This window comes from Novosphingobium olei, assembly GCF_037076535.1.
Classification (GTDB): Bacteria; Pseudomonadota; Alphaproteobacteria; order Sphingomonadales; family Sphingomonadaceae; genus Novosphingobium; species Novosphingobium olei.
The window spans coordinates 701701-720612 of record NZ_AP029021.1 but is presented as its reverse complement, the minus strand read 5'-3'; the positions used below and the strand labels follow the sequence as shown (position 1 = coordinate 720612).

General features: G+C 65.1%; 15 protein-coding genes and 1 tRNA gene. 8 read left to right on the top strand and 8 right to left on the bottom strand.

Annotation, left to right across the window (positions count from 1 at the left end):
* Positions 1-28: 28 nt before the first annotated feature.
* The 3 genes from AACH40_RS03400 (at position 29) to AACH40_RS03390 (ending at position 5238) form a co-directional block, all read left to right on the top strand.
* Complete coding sequence (locus tag AACH40_RS03400; RefSeq protein ID WP_338644193.1) at positions 29-2080, top strand: TonB-dependent receptor; 2052 nt, start codon at positions 29-31, stop codon at positions 2078-2080.
* 49 nt (positions 2081-2129) lie between these two features.
* Positions 2130-3482 carry a hypothetical protein gene (locus AACH40_RS03395; protein ID WP_338644192.1) on the top strand — a complete coding sequence of 451 codons (1353 nt, stop codon included), beginning with the start codon at positions 2130-2132 and terminating at the stop codon, positions 3480-3482.
* 67 nt (positions 3483-3549) lie between these two features.
* A complete protein-coding gene (locus AACH40_RS03390; RefSeq protein ID WP_338644191.1) occupies positions 3550-5238 on the top strand; it encodes a hypothetical protein in 1689 nt (562 codons plus the stop codon).
* A gap of 451 nt (positions 5239-5689) precedes the next feature.
* Here AACH40_RS03390 and AACH40_RS03385 read toward each other — a convergent pair.
* The 3 genes from AACH40_RS03385 to AACH40_RS03375 all read right to left on the bottom strand — a co-directional run bounded on the left by AACH40_RS03385 (position 5690) and on the right by AACH40_RS03375 (position 7200).
* A tRNA-Thr gene (locus AACH40_RS03385) sits at positions 5690-5765 on the bottom strand.
* 88 nt (positions 5766-5853) lie between these two features.
* Positions 5854-6288 (bottom strand): VOC family protein, encoded by a 435-nt coding sequence (locus AACH40_RS03380; RefSeq protein ID WP_338644190.1) that lies wholly within the window; start codon positions 6286-6288, stop codon positions 5854-5856.
* 141 nt (positions 6289-6429) lie between these two features.
* Complete coding sequence (locus AACH40_RS03375) at positions 6430-7200, bottom strand: TorF family putative porin (RefSeq protein ID WP_338644189.1); 771 nt, start codon at positions 7198-7200, stop codon at positions 6430-6432.
* 257 nt (positions 7201-7457) lie between these two features.
* Between AACH40_RS03375 and AACH40_RS03370 the strand changes: the two genes are divergently transcribed.
* Together AACH40_RS03370 and AACH40_RS03365 are read left to right on the top strand one after the other, a co-directional pair.
* Entirely contained in the window at positions 7458-8243 is a 786-nt protein-coding gene (locus AACH40_RS03370; RefSeq protein WP_338644188.1) for a metallophosphoesterase, read from the top strand.
* 452 nt (positions 8244-8695) lie between these two features.
* A complete protein-coding gene (locus AACH40_RS03365; RefSeq protein ID WP_338644187.1) occupies positions 8696-11218 on the top strand; it encodes a TonB-dependent receptor in 2523 nt (840 codons plus the stop codon).
* Positions 11219-11504: 286 nt separating this feature from the next.
* On the opposite strand, the gene mtgA is transcribed toward AACH40_RS03365, so the two are convergent.
* On the bottom strand, positions 11505-12221 hold the full coding sequence (gene mtgA / locus AACH40_RS03360) for a monofunctional biosynthetic peptidoglycan transglycosylase (RefSeq protein WP_169492272.1): 717 nt from the start codon (positions 12219-12221) through the stop codon (positions 11505-11507).
* Between the two features lie 49 nt (positions 12222-12270).
* On the opposite strand from mtgA, the gene AACH40_RS03355 reads away from it, so the two are divergent.
* Complete coding sequence (locus tag AACH40_RS03355; protein WP_338644186.1) at positions 12271-12504, top strand: hypothetical protein; 234 nt, start codon at positions 12271-12273, stop codon at positions 12502-12504.
* Positions 12505-12565: 61 nt separating this feature from the next.
* On the opposite strand, the gene rpoH is transcribed toward AACH40_RS03355, so the two are convergent.
* From rpoH to AACH40_RS03335, 4 genes are all read right to left on the bottom strand, one after another.
* Positions 12566-13468 (bottom strand): RNA polymerase sigma factor RpoH, encoded by a 903-nt coding sequence (gene rpoH, locus AACH40_RS03350; RefSeq protein ID WP_169492268.1) that lies wholly within the window; start codon positions 13466-13468, stop codon positions 12566-12568.
* A 102-nt stretch (positions 13469-13570) separates the two neighbouring features.
* Positions 13571-14548: an RluA family pseudouridine synthase gene (locus AACH40_RS03345; protein WP_338644185.1), complete on the bottom strand. Its 978-nt coding sequence runs from the start codon at positions 14546-14548 to the stop codon at positions 13571-13573.
* Between the two features lie 69 nt (positions 14549-14617).
* Positions 14618-15784 carry a carbohydrate porin gene (locus AACH40_RS03340; RefSeq protein WP_338644184.1) on the bottom strand — a complete coding sequence of 389 codons (1167 nt, stop codon included), beginning with the start codon at positions 15782-15784 and terminating at the stop codon, positions 14618-14620.
* The gene (locus tag AACH40_RS03335) at positions 15781-17529 is read right to left on the bottom strand and encodes a HAMP domain-containing methyl-accepting chemotaxis protein (RefSeq protein ID WP_338644183.1); all 1749 of its coding nucleotides are present in this window, start codon (positions 17527-17529) and stop codon (positions 15781-15783) included. Before AACH40_RS03335 ends, AACH40_RS03340 begins: the two co-directional genes overlap by 4 nt.
* A gap of 128 nt (positions 17530-17657) precedes the next feature.
* Between AACH40_RS03335 and AACH40_RS03330 the strand changes: the two genes are divergently transcribed.
* Entirely contained in the window at positions 17658-18104 is a 447-nt protein-coding gene (locus AACH40_RS03330) for a M67 family metallopeptidase (RefSeq protein WP_338644182.1), read from the top strand.
* Positions 18105-18263: 159 nt separating this feature from the next.
* Complete coding sequence (locus AACH40_RS03325) at positions 18264-18908, top strand: histidine phosphotransferase family protein (RefSeq protein ID WP_169492263.1); 645 nt, start codon at positions 18264-18266, stop codon at positions 18906-18908.
* Positions 18909-18912 lie beyond the last annotated feature (4 nt).

The following is an 18912-nucleotide window of genomic DNA, read 5'->3' as shown; positions in this document are numbered from 1 at the left end:
TTAATCGGTTTATCTTGGGAGGAATGGGATGAAAAAAACAGGATGGAACTGCTCGATGGGCGCGATCGCGCTCGTCATGATGGCGCCGGCACTGGCGCATGCGGCTGAAGACGCGCCTGGCGGTGCCGAACCGCCGGTTGCGGGCATCACGGACATCATCGTGACCGCACAGAAGACCACCTCGACGATCCAGAAGACCCCGATCTCCATCGCGGTCGTCACCGGTCAGCAGATCAGCGCGCTTGCCCAGACTGGGGCGGACGGAGCGCTGCAGAACGTGGCCGGCGTCGAAGTGCAGGGCGCGGCGCGCGGGTTCGTCATCTCGATCCGCGGCCTCGGCACCGACACGCCTCCCGGGGTCGGCGAAAGCTCGGTTTCCACGAACTTCGATGGCGTCTACTCTATCCGCGCCGAAGCCAACACGATCGGCTTCTACGACCTCGACCGCGTCGAAGTGCTGCGCGGGCCGCAGTCGACGCTGTACGGCCGCAACGCCACCGGCGGCGTGGTCAACATGATCAGCGCAAACCCCAAGCTGGGCGAAACCAGCGGCAGCGCCAACATCGGCGTCGGCAATTACAGCCTGTTCCGTGGCGAAGCGGCGCTCAACGTGCCGATCGGCGAAACCCTGGCGCTGCGCGTCTCGGGTACCGGCATCTCGCGCGATGGCTACCTCAGCAACGGCCACAACGACCAGAAGGGCGCCGGTGTTCGCGCCAAGCTGCTGTGGAAGCCCACCGAGGATCTTTCGGTTCTCGCCGGGTACGAAAGCGCGTGGATCAAGGGCAAGGGCGAGGGTGCCGTTGAATCCGCCAACTTCACCACGGGCGATTACTACACCACGGCAGACCCCGGCATCGGCGGTCAGAACTACCACGGCTACAAGGTGTGGTCGCAGATCGACTGGAAGGTCGGGCCTGGCACGCTGACGATCATCCCTGCCTACCAGCACGGTTCGGGAACCAACCGCGGGTACTTCGGCGGTCGCGGCGCGTACGGCTACGATCCCAAGAACATCGAGCAGGACAGCGGCGAAGTTCGCTATGCCTCCGATCCCGCATCACCGGTCAAGTGGATCGTCGGCCTGTATCACTACGAATACAGCCAGTACACGTTCTCGGAAGCCAACGCGGAATATGGCAGCCAGGCTGGCTTCTCGCGCAACCGGGGCATCTCGAACGCCGTGTTCGGACAGGTCACGGTTCCGGTGACCGACAGCCTTCGCCTGATCGGCGGCGTGCGCCAGAGCTGGGACAAGCGCCGCGCGCGGGGCACCGACGTGTTCGGCAACATCGTCGGCGGCAAGATCAAGGGCGATTTCTTCGACTATCGCGCCGGTCTGGAAGCCGATCTGAGCCCGACGTCGCTGGCGTATTTCACTGCCTCCAGCGCGTTCCGTCCGGGCGGCGTCAATGCGTTCGACGGCAGCCCGTTCAAGCCTGAGCGCCTGCACTCGTACGAAGCCGGCATCAAGAACCGCTTCTTCGACAACCGCCTGCAGATCAACGCTTCGGGCTTCTACTACGATTACAAGGACTACCAGGTCGTCGACTTCTTCATCGGCGCAGCTGGTCCGAACCTTGTGTTCTACAATGTCGATGCCACCAACTACGGCCTCGAACTGGATGCACAGGCTGCCCTCACCGTCGACGATACCGTCAACGTAAGCGTTTCGTACCTGCATTCGAAGATCGACGGCGATCTGATCCTGCACCCGGCAGATCCGTTCACTGCGGTGAACTTCAAGGGCGAGCGCCTGCCGCACGCCCCGGCGTGGACCGTCAAGGGCGGTTACCAGCACGTGTTCGATCTGGACACGAGCGGCAGCGTCACCGCGCGCGTAGATGGTCGCTATGTCAGCAAGCAGTTCGTTGCGCCGAACAACACGTCGGCAGCGCTGCAGAAGGGCTACGCCACCGCCGATGCATCCATCTCGTGGGAGTCGGCCGACAAGCTGTACGGCTTCACCGTGTTCGCCCGCAACATTGCCGACAAGGCCGTGAAGACCGGGTATTTCGTTGGCTACAACACCGTCGGTGCGCCGCGCACTTACGGCGCGACGGCCCGCGTGTCCTTCTGAACCGAAAGGCGGGGGGCGTGACCGGCCCCCGCCCCCAATTGGGAATGTCATGACAACCAGATCGCTATCCTGTGCGGGCCTCCTGCTCGCAACCGCGCTCGCCATGCCTTTTGCCAACGCCCAGGGCGTGCCACCCGGCCCGCCCCTAGCGATGCCCACGATGGCGGACACCAAATACGATGCCGCGCTGGTTGTTCGCGATGGTAGCGCCACCGCATCCGATGGCCTGGTGCTGAACTCGCCCAAGGACCAGTACAACGGCGTCATAGTCAGCGGTGGGCGCAGCGCGTTCACGCTCAAGAATGCGCAGATCGCGCTGACCGGGATGGGCAAGAACGACTTCCTGGGCATAGGTGCAGGCGCGCTGGTGCGCGATGACGCCACACTCGTCGTGGACCATGTTCGCATCGAAACCAGCGGCGCGACCTCTTCCGCACTCGTTGCCGCCGAAAACGCCACGTTGCGCGTCTATGATTCCACGCTGATCGCCAATGGCGGCGCGCTGCCGGTCGGCTATATTCGCCACATCGGCCCCGGCATGATGGAGCCGCCCGCACCGCTCGGCCTCGACGGCAACGCGCGCACCGTGCTCGCCATGAGCAATTCGCGCAGCTTCTTCTACCGCACCACGATCGAAGCCGATGGCTGGGGCGCGCTGTCCACCGATGCCACCGGCGGCAAACTCTATCTCGAGGCGAACGACTGCGTCCTGCGCGTGAAGCGCAAGGGCTATGGCACCTATGCCGATTTCGGCGCGCACGTGGTGCTGAACCGCACCGTCGTGGAAAGCGGCGGCGAACTGGGCATCATCGCCGGCAAGGCGCGGATCGACCTCAACGGCGTGACCGGCAAGGTCGGACGCAACGGGGTGATGATCCATTCCGTCATGGCCTTCGACCCGACCGAGACGGCCGAGCTGAACCTCAAGGACACGACGCTCGTCTCCGCAGGTCCTGCCATCCTGGTGAAGAGCGCAAACGCCGCCATCACCATCGAAGGCGGCGCCATCACCAGCACGTCGGGCCAGCTGCTCAGCGTGATCAAGAACGAAGATCCCAACGCGACGAAGACTGGCGGCAAGCCCGTGCCCGGCGTGGCGCTCACGCTGCGCAAGGCGGTCCTCAAGGGCGATGTCGCCAACACCGATACCGACCGGGCGCTGGCGCTGAAGCTGGAGGGCGCGCAGCTTGCCGGCGCGCTGCACAATGTCGTCCTCACCGCCGATGCCGGCAGCCGCTGGACGGCGACCGCTGCATCAGAAGTCGTGCTGGCTGCGGCCTCCGTTCCTGCGATCGACGCGCCCAAGGGCGTCACCGTCCGCGCCGTGACGGCGGACGGTTCGCTCAAACCGCAACGCATCCACCTGAAGTCGGGTGGCGAGCTGATCGTTTCCGCTCGCTGAAGTTCCTGCTGCCCCTCCCCCCCAATACGACCTCCAGCGACCTCGTCGCCAACAAAGGGATCGAGAGATGAACAAGGCCGCCCTGCTGGGCACTGCAATCGCGCTGCTGGCGCCGCTGGCGCACGCCGCCCCGGTCGCCACCACGACCGCCTATGACGACCTGACCCTCACCGCTGCCGACATGCCTTCGGCACCGGCCGGGAAGCTGCTTACCCTCACCGTGAACGGCGTCGAAATGCCGCTCGTTCCGGGCCATTATGCCGGCAAGGTGGTGCTGAGCGTGACCGACGACATTCCGGTCAAGTATCACGATCTGCCCGAACACCACTTCCGGGCCGCCGCCTATGTCACCGATGGCGCGCTCGATCCGGCGCGTTCGGTCACGGCTGCGCTTGCCGGCGGGTATTCGAGCCAGCCGGGCGTGCTGTCGAACGCAGTCATCACCTCGCACGGGGAACGGTTCAACGGCATCACCGTAGGCGGCAAGGGCGCCTATCGCATCGATCATCCGGTGATCGACCTCGTCGGGAACGGCGGCAACGATTTCGCCGGCTTCGGTGCCGGCATCGCCGCCCGCGATCAGGCGCAGGTGACGATCGACCGCCCCGTGATCCGCACGCGCGGTGCGATCCGCACGGCGATCTTCGTCGGCGGCCATTCCGACGTGACGGTCAACGATGCCGAAATCGAAGTGCTCAACGGTACGCTGCCGGCCGACTACAAGTTCACCGTCGACGTGGGCAAGATGATGGAAGTGCCATGGATGCTCGGCCTGTCGGGCAACGTGCGCGCGACCAACCTGGTCGATCAGGGCACGGTTACCTACAACCGCTCGCACATTCGGGCCCAAGGTTGGGGCGCGATGTCCACCGACGACAACACGCACGTGCGCATGTTCGTCAACGACAGCGTGATCGAAACCGTGGACAGCGGATACGGCTGCTACTCGATCGGCGACAGCGTCGACACCTTCAGCCGCTCGATCGTCCGCGCGGCAGACGTGGCCTGCATCATGGCGGCCCAGGGCAGCGTCACCTTCACCAACGGCACGCGCGTACATTCCAATCGCTACGGCATCGTGATGCACTCGGGCGAAGGCGGCGGCACGCTGACCATCGACAAGGGCAGCGTGATGGATTCCGCGCAGACCGCCATCCTCGTGAAGGGCCTTGGCACGAACGTCGTGGTCGACGGAGCGCAAGTCTCGGCCGGCAACGGCGTTATCCTGCAGTCCATGGAAAACGACGATCCGTTCATGGTGGCGATGCTGAAGGGTGAAATTCCCGAAGGCATGACCGCGCTTCCCCCGGGCATGAGCGGCCCGCCCCCGGGCGCGCCCAAGGGTCCGCCGATCAGCCCGGACGTGACCGCCACGTTCCGCAACACCACGGTCGCGGGCGATTTCTACAACGCGCGTCCCAAGGGCAGCGGCATGGCGCTGCGCTTTGAAAACGCCAGCGTTACGGGCCGAATTTCCACCTCCACCGTCGCTCCGGCGTCGGGTGCGGCCCCGCGCCGTGCGACGTACCAGGAAGTCGGTCACGTGGTGAACACCGCCGGGGCGATCCCGGGCGGCAAGGGCCTGTCGGTGACGCTGGGCGCTGGTTCGGTCTGGACGGTAACCGGGCCATCGTACCTCACCGCCCTCGACATCGCGCCCGGCGCCAAGCTCAACGGCACACTGCGCGTCAATGGCCGGGCAAAGACCGTGAAGCCGGGTCGCTATACCGGGCAGATCGTCCTCTCGGCCAAGTAAGCCGCCGACGGAAGGACAGCCTCCCCGCTTGGGGCGGCATCTCCAGCAAAGTCCATGCATCACCTCCCCAGTGACATGGAACACACTTAGGGCAGTCGCAGCAGCGGCTGCCCTTTTCTTCTGCATCAAGCCCAATGTGGCCAGGATCAGGAGCCGGCTTCAGTCAAGTGAGCAGCGCCGAACTGGCGGCGACGGATCACTAAGCGGGAACCTCGCCCATGCAGCCGCCGCATGGCGCTCCAGCAGCGCCGATCGCGCGCACTTCGGGGTGCCGGGCGAACGAGCAACTGCAGACTGCCCTTTACCAAGCCTGCGGACGCCTGTGGCAGTGCTCGTCCGGCAGCGGCGCAGGGAAGACCGGCAAATCGCGCGCGATGACACAAATGGCGCCGCACGCGCGCAGAGATGCGCAGGCGTTGCAGCTTCGATGGACAGTCATGTTGGGAGAAAATGGTGCCGCTTACGTGACTCGAACACGTGACCCCATCATTACGAATGATGTGCTCTACCGACTGAGCTAAAGCGGCGCGCCTTGTGGGCAGGCGCGCGCTTTAGCCAGCGGTATCGGCGGTGGCAAGGGGTTTCGGCAGTCCCCTGCACGCTTTTGCGCGCCGCTTACCAGGTGCCGATATTCTCCATGCTCGCCCACGGTTCGCGCGGTTCGAGCCGCCCCTTCTGCAGCAGTTCGACCGAGATGCCGTCAGGCGATTTCACGAACGCCATGTGGCCGTCGCGCGGGGGGCGATGGACCGTCAGGCCCGCGTCGAGGAAGCGCTGGCAAGTCTCGTAGATATCGTCGACCTGATAGGCGAGATGGCCAAAGTTGCGCCCGCCCGTGTAGACTTCGCCCTGCCCGTCCTCGGGCGGCCAGTTATAGGTCAGCTCGACTTCCGCGACGCCTTCTTCACCCGGCGCTGCCAGGAAGATCAGCGTGAAGCGCCCGGCCTGGTTGTCGAAGCGGCGCACTTCCTCAAGCCCGATCAGGCGGAAAAAGGCGATCGTCGCGTCCGGATCGGTGACCCGGATCATGGTGTGCAGGTACTTGGTCACGTGGGGCTCGCCTCGTCTCGGGAAAGGATGGCCGAGAGATAGGCAGCCGCTGCCAAAAGGAAAGGCCTGCAGGGCGGTTGCCCCACAGGCCTTTCGCGTGACGGGTCCGCCGCGACACCCCCCGTGCCGCGGCGGTCCGGATCAGAACGTCGCGGTCAGCGAGACCACCGCGACGTCCTTGGCCGCGCGGTAGGTTTCGAACGGCGAGGTGATCGGCTTGGCGGCCGCGTCCTTGCGGCTGACGTTGGTGCCGACCCACGACACGTCGAGCGTCAGGTTCTTGTAGGTGGCGCCAACGCCGACCGAGTAGTCGAGATAGTCCTTGGTCCAGTCGAACGCGCCGCCGGTGTGGCCAAGGTGCGAGTGGACAGTCAGCGGGGTGTTGGGGATCGCGCCCGACAGTTCACCGTAGACATAGGTGTTGGTGTGCGTCGGGTAGACGCGCAGGTTCTTCTGCGCGGGGGCGAAGTTGATGCCGGCCTTGGCGTTGACCGGGCCCAGCGCCTTCGACAGCGAGCCGTAGATCTCGCAGTAGTTGCCGGCGGTGGCACCCGGATAGAGGTAGCCATAGACGCCGACGTCGATGTTCACGCCGCTGCTGCCCAGCCCGTGGGCGAAGCCGCCGTAGACGTCGATTTCGGTGCCGCCGATGTTGACCGCGCCGTTACCCGCGCTGGCGCTCGAACCCCAGGTCGAAACGTAGAAGCCCGACGAATGCGAAACGGTGATCGCGCCCTGCACGGCCGGCTTGTTGTCCGACTGGGCAATGCCGCGGAAGCGATACTGGCTGACGATCGCGGCCGAACCGGTGATCTTGATATCGCTGGGTGGAGCGGTGTCGTCCGCGAGCGCCGGCGTGGCGGCGGCGAGGAAAAGGGTCGAGGCCAGAAGGGCCTTGATGGACGTGCGCATGGACATTCCTTTGCTTGGTCTTGACGCGTCGTCCCACCTGCGCCGGACCTGTCACCCTCTGTCCTGTCCCGTGACCGGGATGCGGGGCGGCTTGGTCCTGCGCCAACAGCGGTGCCTTGGTATGTTGCAGCGCACAAGCCTAATGTAACAGAATATTGCCGGTTGACGTCAGAATGTGGCATTTCCGCATCAGGTAATCGCATCGGCTTGTGCACTGCGGCACAATGGGCGTATTTGGGCGTTGCTAGCCCTCTGCCATGCTCAAGAAGCTTCGCTCCATCTTCAGCGGTCCCCAGGACCCACCCGCTCCGCCGACCGCGATTCCGGCGGGCGAGAGGGTCTATGCGGTGGGCGACATCCACGGGCGGCACGATCTGTTTCAGGCGATCATCGAGCGGATCGAGGCCGATGACGCGGCGCGCGGCCCGGCCGACACCACGGTGATCCTGCTTGGCGATCTGGTCGATCGCGGGCCCGACAGCGCCGGCGTGATGCGCACCGCGCGCCACTGGGCCAGCACACGCAAGGTGCGGGTACTGGCCGGAAATCACGAGGAAATGTTCCTCGGCTCGTTCCGTCGCGACGATACGCTGCGGCATTTCCTGCGCCATGGCGGGCGCGAGACGATGCTCAGCTACATGGACTATGACGCCTACGCGCGCACCACGATCGAGGAGCTGCGCGCGCTCATGCCCGAAGTCGTACCGGCGGAGGACGTCGCCTTCATGCGGGCGATGGAAGACCGCATCCGTATCGGCGACTACCTGTTCGTCCATGCGGGCATACGGCCCGGCGTGGCGATAGAGCAGCAGCAGGTTGCCGACCTGCGCTGGATTCGCGGCGAGTTCCTCCAGGACCGCAGCTTGCGCGATTTCGCCGTGGTTCACGGACACACGATCACCGACTCGCCCGAAGTTACTCCCTTGCGCATCGGCATCGACACGGGCGCCTATGCCACCGGACGGCTGACCGCGATCGGGCTCGAGGGCACCCAGCGCTGGTTGCTCACGGTCGAATCACCCACGCCTACCGAGGCGAACTGACCCCGGCGCAATGGTGCGGCATTGCACTGCCGGCAACCAAGGCGCCGTTTTCTCGCGCACGCACCCGCTTGATGCGGCGATTCATCACACGCGGTTCCCTGCTCGCATGCGTCAAAAGCAGATTTCCCTGCTGCGTTGCAGCAAAGTCACAGACGCAGCATTGAGACCGTGCATCGTTGAAATGGCGCAATTTTTGTGCGCCAGCGCCGCGTGAGGGCGCCGGAAATTTTCCATATCTAACGATAGTGTTTCGCCGATTACCGAAGCGTCACAATCGTGTCACATGCAACCGGTTTGGCAGGCGGGCGGGTGCCGCTAGAAGCGCATCCGTCCTGGCAAGGCCCGCCGCCGATGGTGCGGGTCCGGCCGGGGCCCGCCGTGCGACGGTTCGCATGTGGGTTCGCAAACTGACCGCCCGGCACTCTCCCCCGGGCAACAAACGGGGCTATTCGATGCAACGCAATTTCCTCATCGCCGCCAGCGGGCTGGCGATCGTCGTCGCGGGCCAGTCGGCCTATGCACAGTCCACCGGCTCGGCCGATGTCGAGGATTCGATCATCGTCACCGGTGCGCGTGGTGAACGCGCGGTCGATGGCATCAAGACGCCTGACACGCCCAAGGCCAAGGCCGTTCTGACGCAGGAGCTGATCGCTCGCCAGAACCCGGGCAAGGCGATCTTCGATACGATCAACATCGTGCCCGGCGTCAACTTCACCAGCACCGACCCCTATGGCGCCGGCGGCGGCAACCTGCGCATCCGCGGCTTCGACGGCGCGCGCGTTTCGGCCACGTTCGACGGCATTCAGGTGAACGATTCGGGCAACTACGCGCTCTACACCAACCAGCAGCTCGATTCGGAACTGATCGAACAGGTCAACATCAACTTCGGCGCCACCGACGTTGACAGCCCCACGGCCAGCGCCGCCGGCGGCACGGTGAACTATCGCACCCGCCTGCCCAAGCAGGACCTGGGCGCGACGTTCAACTATTCGCACGGCACCTATGACTACAACCGCGTGTTCGGCGCGATCGACACCGGCGAGATCGGCCCCTGGGGCACGCGCGCCTTCGTCGCTGCCAGCAACACCCGCTACGACCAGTTCCGTGGCCCCGGCGAAATCAAGAAGACGCAGTACAACGCGCGCATCTATCAGCCGCTCGGCAACAATGGCGACTTCCTGTCGATCGCCGGCCACTACAACCAGAACCGCAACAACTTCTACCGCCGCGTCGGCGTGAACGACATGCGCACGCTGCTCGGCACCGGCACGATCCCGGCTGCAGCGTCGATCTCGGCTGCGAACCCGCTCGATCTGTCGAAGCTCAGCGACACGCAGTTCGATACGCTGTTCGGCTTCAACAACGATGCTTCCTGCTCACTCGGCCCCAAGGGCACGGTCACGCCCAGCAACGGTTCGACGAGCACCTGCAGCAACTACTACGGCACGTCGATCAATCCGTCGGACACCGGCAACATCCGCTTCAATTCGCGCTTCACGCTGGCCAGCAACCTGATCTTCACGGTCGACGGCAGCTACCAGTACACCCTGGCCAACGGTGGCGGCACCTCGGTCTTTGCCGAAAGCAACGCCAATGCAGGCAAGAACGGCGCCTACAACCGCCAAGGCTCGCGCCTGGGTGCAGGCATTGCCACCGGCGTCGACCTGAACGGTGACGGCGATCTCAACGATTACGTGCGCCTCTACTTCCCATCGAACACGCGCACGCATCGCCTGGGCGCCACCGCCTCGCTGCGCTGGGAAATCGACCCGTCGCAGACCGTGCGCCTCGCTTACACGTACGACCGCGCGCGTCATCGCCAGACCGGTGAAGCGGGCTACCTCGCGTCGAACGGCAACCCGCTTGACGATTTCGGTGGCATCAAGAGCGATGTGGCCGCGGTCGATGCGGCCGGCAACGTGATCCAGAAGCGTGATCGCCTGTCCTACGCGATCCTGCACCAGGTCGCGGGCGAATACGTGGGCAAGTTCTTCGACAACGCGCTGACCCTGCAGGCCGGCGTGCGTGCGCCGTTCTTCAAGCGCAACCTGACCAACAACTGCTGGACCATCCCCGGCAGCTCGAACGATGCCTATTGCACCAGCGAGAGCGCAGCGGTCGTCGCGGCGAAGTTCCCGACTTATGCCGCGCCGTACAAGGGCCGCACGGTCAACTACAACACCGTGCTGCCCAACGCCGGCTTCGTTTACAAGTTCACGCCCGAAGTCAGCGTGTTCGGCAACTTCAGTCAGGGCTTCTCGGCCCCGCGGACCGACAACCTCTATGCGTTTGACGGCGTGAAGATCCAGCCGACCATCGACGTGAAGCCGGAACGCACCAACTCCTTCGACCTCGGCATGCGTTATGCCACGGGCAAGGTTCAGGCGCAGCTTTCGGGCTGGTACATCGGCTACAAGAACCGGATCATCTCCTCGCAGGTGCTGCTGGATGACGGCTCGACGCTCAACACGGATCGCAACGTCGGCAAGGTGAAGAGCTATGGCGTCGATGCCAGCGTCGCCTTCAAGCCGGTTGACGTGCTGTCGCTCTATGCGTTCGGCTCGTGGATCAGCGCGAAGCTGCAGGACAACGTGCTTGATCCGAAGACCGGCGCGGTGATCTCGCCGACCAAGGACAAGTTCGTCGCCGAAACGCCCAAGTGGCAGGTGGGCGGCCGCGTGCAGTTCGATCTCGAACGCGTGTCGCTCGGCGTCCAGGGCAAGTACGTCGGCAAGCGTTACCTGACCGACGTCAACGACGTGATCGCGCCCAGCTACACCACGGTCGATCTCGATGCCCGGTTCACCATCGGCAAGATCGGCAATGGCGCGGCCTGGCTGCAGCTGAACGTGATCAACCTGTTCGACCAGTCGTACTTCGCCAACCTGTCGACGCAGCCTGCTGCCTCGAACAACCCGCAGGTCGAATTCGGCGCGCCGCGCACCATCGTCGGCTCGTTCAACCTGAACTTCTGATCGAAGCGCAACCCCTCCCGCCGCCTCAATCCCTCCCGAGGCGGCGGACCGGCGCGGATGGCACCATGCCGTCCGCGCCGTATTTTTGTCCGGGCCGTGCGTCGCGGCACTGCGCGCCATGCGCAGTAGTCCTACCAATGGGCCATGGTCCGTTTCCCTAGGGACGGCGCCGTATCGATCGAGGTTCCGGCAGGACAGGCGTACACCTGACGGAACGAGGGCCGCCCATCAGCCCTGGGCGGCCCTCGCACCCGATCTTCAGCGCCTGATTTTCAGCGCCTCATCTTCAGCGATATACGCAGGAATCGTAATCGCCGCGCACCACGTTCACGCGCGCGGCAATGGCGTTGCCATGCCTGCGGGTGAAGCCACTGGCGCCAATCACTTCGCGCTTCTTGGGCGCCGGGAAGGCCGCCGCGATCCGCGCGGCTTCGACCCGGCTCAGGCTCTGCGCCCCCTTGTTGTAATAGCGCATGGCCCCCGCCTCGACGCCATAGGTGCCGATCCCCGTTTCCGCGACGTTGAGGTAGACCTCCATGATCCGCCGCTTGCCCCAGATCTGCTCGATCAGGACGGTAAACCAGGCTTCCAGTCCTTTGCGGAAATAGCCGCCGCCCTGCCACAGGAACACGTTCTTGGCGGTCTGCTGGCTGATGGTCGACCCGCCGCGAATGCGCCCGCCTTTCAGGTTCCGCTCGAAGGCTTGCTGCATCGCATCGGTGTCAAAGCCCGAATGGCTGCAGAACTTGGAATCCTCGCCGGCAATGGCGGCGTCGACCATGTTGCGATCGATCCGCGACAGCGGGGTCCAGTCCTTGGTCACGCCGTTGGCGTCCATCGCCATGGTCAGCGTGTATGGCACCGGCACGAACTTGTAGAGCAGCGTCAGGCCCACCGACACGGCCAGGAATATGACGATCGCCCGGCCGATCCACCAGCCGAGGCGATAGGCAAATCCGTGGGACTTCTTGGGGCGGGAAGGCTTGAGCGCGTCGGTCAGCATTGCCGTTACAATAGCCACGCGAACGCGGCGCGATCAATGCACCAGCGCAATGCTTGCCCATGTCTCCGGTGCGGCCTATTTCCAGGCCATGTCCAGCACCCCTTCCCCCCGCACCTGGCTGATCTTCGCCGCCGCGTCGCTCGGCCTGCTGTTCCTGCTGTTGCTCCCTGCCGCCGACGATGGCTTCAACCGCACGGTGGTGATCTCCCAGATCGTGCTGTGGATCGGCGTGACGCTGATCTGCGGCCTGGGCTTGCGCTTCTACTTCAGGGCCGGTCGCTGAACGCAAAGGCGGCCGGAGTTTCCCCCGGCCGCCCCGCTTTTCGTTGATTTGGCGAAGGGCCTCAGCCCGCCACCAGCAGCCTGCGCTCGCCGGCGATCTTCTGGATCGCCTTCTGCAGCTTCTCGAACGCGCGCACCTCGATCTGGCGAACGCGCTCGCGGCTGACGTTGTAGACCTGGCTCAGTTCCTCGAGCGTCTTGGGCTCGTCGATCAGGCGACGGTCGGTCAGGATGTGGCGCTCGCGATCGTTGAGGCTTTCCATCGCCTCGACCAGCAGTTCGTGCCGCACCTGCGCCTCTTCGGCATCGGCCACGGTCTCGTCCTGCAGCGGGCGATCGTCGGTCAGCCAGTCCTGCCACGAACCTTCGCCGTCCTCGCGCATCGAGACGTTCAGCGAAGCATCGCCGCCCATCATCATGCGCCGGTTCATGTTGATCACTTCCTGCTCGGGCACACCGAGGTCGGTCGCGATCTTGCGCACGTCGTCCGGATGCAGGTCGGTGTCCTCGAACGCCTCGAGGTTCTTCTTCATCCGGCGAAGGTTGAAGAACAGCTTCTTCTGCGCGGCGGTGGTGCCCATCTTGACCAGCGACCAGCTGCGCAGGATGAATTCCTGCATCGAAGCCTTGATCCACCACATGGCGTAGGTGGCGAGGCGGAAGCCCCGGTCGGGCTCGAACTTCTTCACGCCCTGCATCAGGCCGATATTGCCTTCGCTGATCAGCTCGCTGACCGGCAGGCCATAGCCGCGATAGCCCATGGCGATCTTGGCCACGAGCCGCAGGTGGCTCGTCACCAGCTGTGCGGCGGCCTGTGGATCCTGGTGTTCCTGGTAACGCTTGGCGAGCATGTATTCCTGCTCTGCGGTCAGCACCGGAAACTTGCGGATCTCGGATAGATAGCGGTTGAGGCTGGCTTCCCCGTTAAGCGCGGGGACGCTGGCCGCTTTGGTCTGTTCGCTCACCTGAACACTTCCTTTCGTCGCGTCGGTACCCCGATACCTAACCCCTACTGGGCGTCGGGCGGTGGGGCCACACATGGAATCTACTCGGGCAGAAACCCTACACTACAGCTTCTCCATAAGCCGCGCACCCTGTTCTTGAGCGCATAGTTCGACGATGAGTTCCCGCATGTCGACGGGCGTCGAGCTGGCGAAATGAAGCGGCTCCGCGCTGATCGGGTGGAGAAACCCGAGCTCGGCCGCGTGCAGCGCCTGGCGGCTGAAGCCGAGTCGCTGGAGAATGGGTCTGATGCGTGCCGGAGGTCGTCCATAGACAGGATCTCCCAATAGGGCATGACCGATTGATGCAAGGTGAACGCGCACCTGGTGGGTCCGCCCGGTCTCCAGCCGGCATTCGACCAGCGCCGCCCCGTCGAGCGGTTCCAGCGTGCGGTAATGCGTCACCGCGTGCTTGCCGCGCCCCTCTTCTACCAGCGCCATCTTCTTGCGATCGTGGTTCGATCGGCCGATCGCGCCGCGCACGGTGCCGGCCGGCGGCATCGGCACGCCCGCGGTCACCGCCTTGTAGGCGCGCCTGATCGAATGGTCGGCAAACTGCTTTGCCAGACCTTCGTGCGCCGCGTCGCTCTTGGCCACGACCAGCAGGCCCGAGGTATCCTTGTCGATCCGGTGGACGATGCCCGGACGCGCAACACCGCCGATCCCCGAAAGCTGGCCCGCGCAATGGTGGAGCAGCGCATTGACCAGCGTGCCATCGGGATTGCCCGCTGCCGGATGCACCACCAGCCCGGCCGGCTTGTCGACCACGATCAGGTGCGCGTCCTCGAACACGACGTTAAGCGGAATGTCCTGCGCCACCGCCTCGGCCGGGGCCGCTTCGGGCACGCGCACGGCGAACGGGGTTCCTTCTGCCGCCTTGAGCGAGGCCTGCTTCACCGCCTTGCCGGCAAGCTCGACCCGGCCCTCGTCGATCAGCGCCTTGATCCTCTCGCGCGACAGGCCGGTGGAATCCGCCAGTGCCCGGTCGAGCCGCTGGCCGCCGGGGGCAATCACACCTTCGATGATCGCGTCATGTCCCCCCATGCACGGCCATATGGGTATCGTTTCAATTCCAACAAGAGCCGCTGCGGCGCCCTTGCCCGGCGCTTCAAATCAGAAGCTCGCCATCGTCCGCAGGCTCAGGATCACGCCCGCAGGCGCCCGTTCGTCGCCGCCCGGATGGCGCACCCACTGCACGTCGGGCTGCAGCGCAAGCCACGGCAGAATCTTGTCCGCATACGTCACCTCGATCCCCTGCTCGTTGGCCGGGATCATGCCCTCTGCGCGGCCCGCCGCGCGAAAAGATCGACTGGTCCAGGATTCGTGAAAGCCCACGGAAAACAGGCTATCGGGCCGTCCAACCAGCGCCGGCGCCAGCAGCACGCCGGCTTGCAGCGCGCCGCGAAATGGCGCCGCGTCCTTGTTGCTGAGCCCCGCCCGCACGAAGGCGGTCAGCTTGCGGTCGTCTCGCGCCAGCAGGTCTTGCTCGAACATCGCATAGGCGCCGAACGAAGGCTTGCGCACAGGCTCGCCATCGGGCCCGATGAGGTACGCGTTGAGCGAGCCGCGCGAATAGCCCCAGCCTCCCAGCGTCAGCCGCGTGCTGCCCTTGGCTTCGCCCACTTCGCCCACGAACAGCAGGCCGTCGCCAAACTGCAGATCAATGCCCCCTGGATCGCCCAGCGTCTGGGCCTTGGCCCCCAGCACGGCGAGCCGGGCAAACGCGTCGTCGTCGCCCACGGGCACATAAAGCCGCGCGGCCAGCGCCGAGCAGGGGAAGATCGAAGGACCGTTGCGACCGGTCGCGGCAAACTCCGAACCGATGCCGAACGGTGGCGCCATCAGCACTGCAGAGGAATCCGTCGCATAGAATTCGCTGTTCAGGTCATAGAGCCCCACGCGCAGGCTTGCCCCGCGGCCTAGGTCCTGTTCCACCCACGCCTCGAACAGTCGCGTCCCCGCCTTGGGCACCTCGATGTTGTTCACGCCTTCCAGCTTGCCCGCCGCATCGTTGGGTCGCAGGCCATGGTTGTCGAGCACGTAGACGAAGGCGCGCGCACCCGACCATCCCGCAAGTGCTTCAAGGTCGAGCGCGGCAGTAAGGTCCACGTTCGAGAGCACCCGTGCGCGATGATCGGCTCCGCCCTTGGCCACTCCGACGACATCGACGGTGACCTCCGTGCCCAGTTCCACCGGCTTGTCCGCCGCGCGCAACGGCGTTGCAAGCGCCACGCACGCCAGCACGGCGCTGGCTGCAACCGGGGCGCGGCGCAGCTTCACGCCGCGAGCCCGAAGCTCGGCGCGCGGTTCTGCGTCCGGGCGATCACGAAACGGTCGAGCTGCTGGACGACTTCCCCGATCGAGGCGACGACATCGCGGCTGGCCTTGCTCACCTGATCGGCCACGGCGGCATTGCTCTGCGTGATCTTCTCGATCTGCTTCGACGTCGCGTCGATCGAGGCGAGCGAGGCGTTCTGCTCGCTGGCGCCAGCCTCGACCACCTCCATCATCCGGTTGATCTCGCTCATCTGCTCGGTAATCGCGCGCAGGCTGGCGCCCGCATCGCGCACCAGCCGCACGCCTTCGCCGATTTCCTGCGATGAGTTCTCGATCAGTTGCTTGATCTCGCGCGCAGCATCGGCGCTGCGCAGGGCAAGCGCACGGACCTCGCTGGCGACCACGGCAAAACCCTTGCCCTGTTCGCCCGCGCGCGCCGCCTCGACCCCCGCGTTGAGCGCAAGCAGGTTGGTCTGGAAGGCGATGCCATCGATCACGCTGACGATGCTGCCTATCTGCTGCGATGCCAGCTCGATCCTGTCCATGGCCGCTTCGGCATCCTGGATCACTTCCCCGCCCCGGCTCATTTCCGTGCCCACGCTGTCAACGGCATGGCGTGCGGTAGAAACTGCGTCGGTCGATCCCGCCACCCGCTGGGCCAGGCTGGCGATGGCCGCGGCGGTCTCCTCCAGGCTCGCCGCCTGGTTGGCGTTGCGGTTGGACAGGTCCCCGGCCGCACCGCCGATGTCGCGCGCAACCGCATGAAGGTGTTCGGTCGAACTCTGCATGCCTGCCAGCACGGCGCCCAGCTCGCCAAGCGCGCCATTGAAATCGCTGCGCAGCTTCTCGAAGCGGCCGGCAAGCGGCTGTTCGATGCGATAGGCGATGTTGCCCGATGCAAGCTCGCTAAGGCCGGTGCCGATCGAGGCGATGATCGTGTCCGCCTGGCGGGCGGTTTCCGCCTTCGCTTCGGCAAGACCGTCGCGCAGGTCGCAGACCGATCGCGCAAGGTCGCCGATCTCGTCGCTGCGGCCATCGCCGCTCACCATCACGTCAAGCTTCCCGTCCGCCAATTCGCGTACCCGCGCAGCCAGACTCAGGATCGGATCGATCAGGAATCGACGGCCGGTGCGGGCAACACCTGCAAGCGCGAGCAGAATGATGAGCAGGCTGGCGATGGTCATCCATCGTGCCTGCCCGGCAATGGCATCAGCGTCGCCCGAAGTCTCCGCAACGTGGGCCTGCACCGCATCCGATACCTTGGCCATTTCCCCTTCCAGCTCCTCGAAAAGCTGCTGAAACTGACGCAATTTGGCATCGTCTGGCACGCGCCCTGCGGCCGCCTCGTCGGCAATCTGGCGGGCGATATCGACATAGGCGCGGAATGCCGCGTCTGCGCGGGCGCGGGCCTTGGCCACGCCGGGCGCGTCGGCCGCCTTGGCGGTTGTCGCCATGTGCTGGGCAAAGTCGTCGATGCGCGTGCGCAGTTCGCTCGCTGCGGCTGCGCCATCGATCGCGCCTGTCTGGCGCGATGCGACGATGCTGACGACTTCGCCACGGATCGCATCGTGGCCCATGTCGGCCTCCATGTGATTGCGCAGCAGATCGGTCGCGCCGGCGATGGCGTGCATGGCTTCCTGCTGTCGGCTCATCCCGATCAGGCTGATCGTGGTCGACACGACCGCAGCGACCGCCAGAATGATGCATCCGATCCAGACTTTGGCGATGATGGTCTTGTTGCGCAGCACGGCGCTTCTCCGCACGCTCCCCGAAAATTTCGGGGCGGGTCCGAAGGTGTCATGCCGCACAATGGGTAACATCGGGAATCCGGGCCTTATGTAGGACCACTCAGCCCAGCCCGCGATGCGCCATTACCGTGCAGTCAAGGGTTGTGCGCGAAGGGCTTTGCGCCCAATCTCCGCACGTGCCGGTGACGTTGACAGCTTCGGCCCACGCCGCAATCCTTGATGCGGCGGCAAGGGCCCACCCCCATGAATGCTGTGGCCTGCTGCTCGGATCAGGCGAACGAATTGTCGAGGCCGCTGCCACCGCCAACGTCGCGGCAGACCCTGCACACCATTTCGAAATCGATCCGGCAGCTTTGATCGCGGCCCATCGCAAAGCGCGAACGGACCAGCAGGCCCAATTGCTAGGCTATTATCATTCGCATCCCAACGGCCTTGCCCGTCCATCGTCCCGCGATGCCGCCGATGCCGCGCGGGACGGGCGGATCTGGGCTATTGCAGCAGGTGGGAGCGTGACGCTCTGGCGCGATGCCGCCTCGGGGTTCGCCCCTCTTTCCTACGAGGTCGCAGATGGGTAAGGCGAACCGCATGACGGTCCTCCGCCCATTTCTGCATCATTCGGCTATCACCCGGATTTTGCATGGAATTGCCCCGCGCGATTTTTCTCTCAGGACCGTGTCAACCCCGTCAACCCCCTCCTTTCCAGCCCCCTTCCCGACAGGATGCGAAACCCGCTCATGACCACTGCCTCGCTCGATCTCGCCAGCCTGCTCTGCTCGCGGCTGTGCCATGACCTGTTGAGCCCGGTGGGTGCGCTCACCAACGGTCTCGAACTGCTGGCCGAGGAAAAAGACCCGGCGATGCGCGAGAAGTGCTTCGAACTGCTCGAACAAAGCGCGCGCATTTCTGCCGACAAGCTGCGCTTCTTCCGCCTCGCCTTCGGCGCCGCCGGCGGCTTTGGCGACATGGTCCCGCTGTCCGAAGCGCAAAGCCTGGTCAATGCACTCGTCGGCAACAACGGGCGCATTGCGGTCAACTGGGTGCTCGGCAGCGACAGCCTGCCCAAAAGCGCGATCAAGATCCTGCTCAACCTTGCGCTGATCGGCATCGATGCGCTGGTGCGCGGCGGGCAGCTCGATATCGGTGCCGAAGCCGGGGCGGAAGCGACCGAGATCGTAGTCCGCGCCAGCGGCACCCGGGTCGCTTTCGATCCGACCATCGGCGAAGCGTTGGAAGGACGGCAGGGCGAAGGCGGGCTCTCCAGCAAGACCGCGCCGGCCGCGATGGTCCAGCTCATCGCCGCGCAGCTTGGCGGCGGCGTGCAGGTCCACGCCACGGCAGAGGCGCTGGTGCTCGGCGCGGTGCTCCCGGCGGCGGCCTGACTGG

Bases quoted from the DNA above. Each gene is read 5' to 3' on its own strand.
- AACH40_RS03400 (WP_338644193.1), top strand. From the start codon at position 29: ATGAAAAAAACAGGATGGAACTGCTCGATGGGCGCGATCGCGCTCGTC.
- AACH40_RS03395 (WP_338644192.1), top strand. From the start codon at position 2,130: ATGACAACCAGATCGCTATCCTGTGCGGGCCTCCTGCTCGCAACCGCG.
- AACH40_RS03390 (WP_338644191.1), top strand. From the start codon at position 3,550: ATGAACAAGGCCGCCCTGCTGGGCACTGCAATCGCGCTGCTGGCGCCG.
- AACH40_RS03375 (WP_338644189.1), bottom strand. From the start codon at position 7,200: ATGCGCACGTCCATCAAGGCCCTTCTGGCCTCGACCCTTTTCCTCGCC.
- AACH40_RS03370 (WP_338644188.1), top strand. From the start codon at position 7,458: ATGCTCAAGAAGCTTCGCTCCATCTTCAGCGGTCCCCAGGACCCACCC.
- AACH40_RS03365 (WP_338644187.1), top strand. From the start codon at position 8,696: ATGCAACGCAATTTCCTCATCGCCGCCAGCGGGCTGGCGATCGTCGTC.
- mtgA (WP_169492272.1), bottom strand. From the start codon at position 12,221: ATGCTGACCGACGCGCTCAAGCCTTCCCGCCCCAAGAAGTCCCACGGA.
- AACH40_RS03355 (WP_338644186.1), top strand. From the start codon at position 12,271: ATGCTTGCCCATGTCTCCGGTGCGGCCTATTTCCAGGCCATGTCCAGC.
- AACH40_RS03345 (WP_338644185.1), bottom strand. From the start codon at position 14,548: ATGGGGGGACATGACGCGATCATCGAAGGTGTGATTGCCCCCGGCGGC.
- AACH40_RS03325 (WP_169492263.1), top strand. From the start codon at position 18,264: ATGACCACTGCCTCGCTCGATCTCGCCAGCCTGCTCTGCTCGCGGCTG.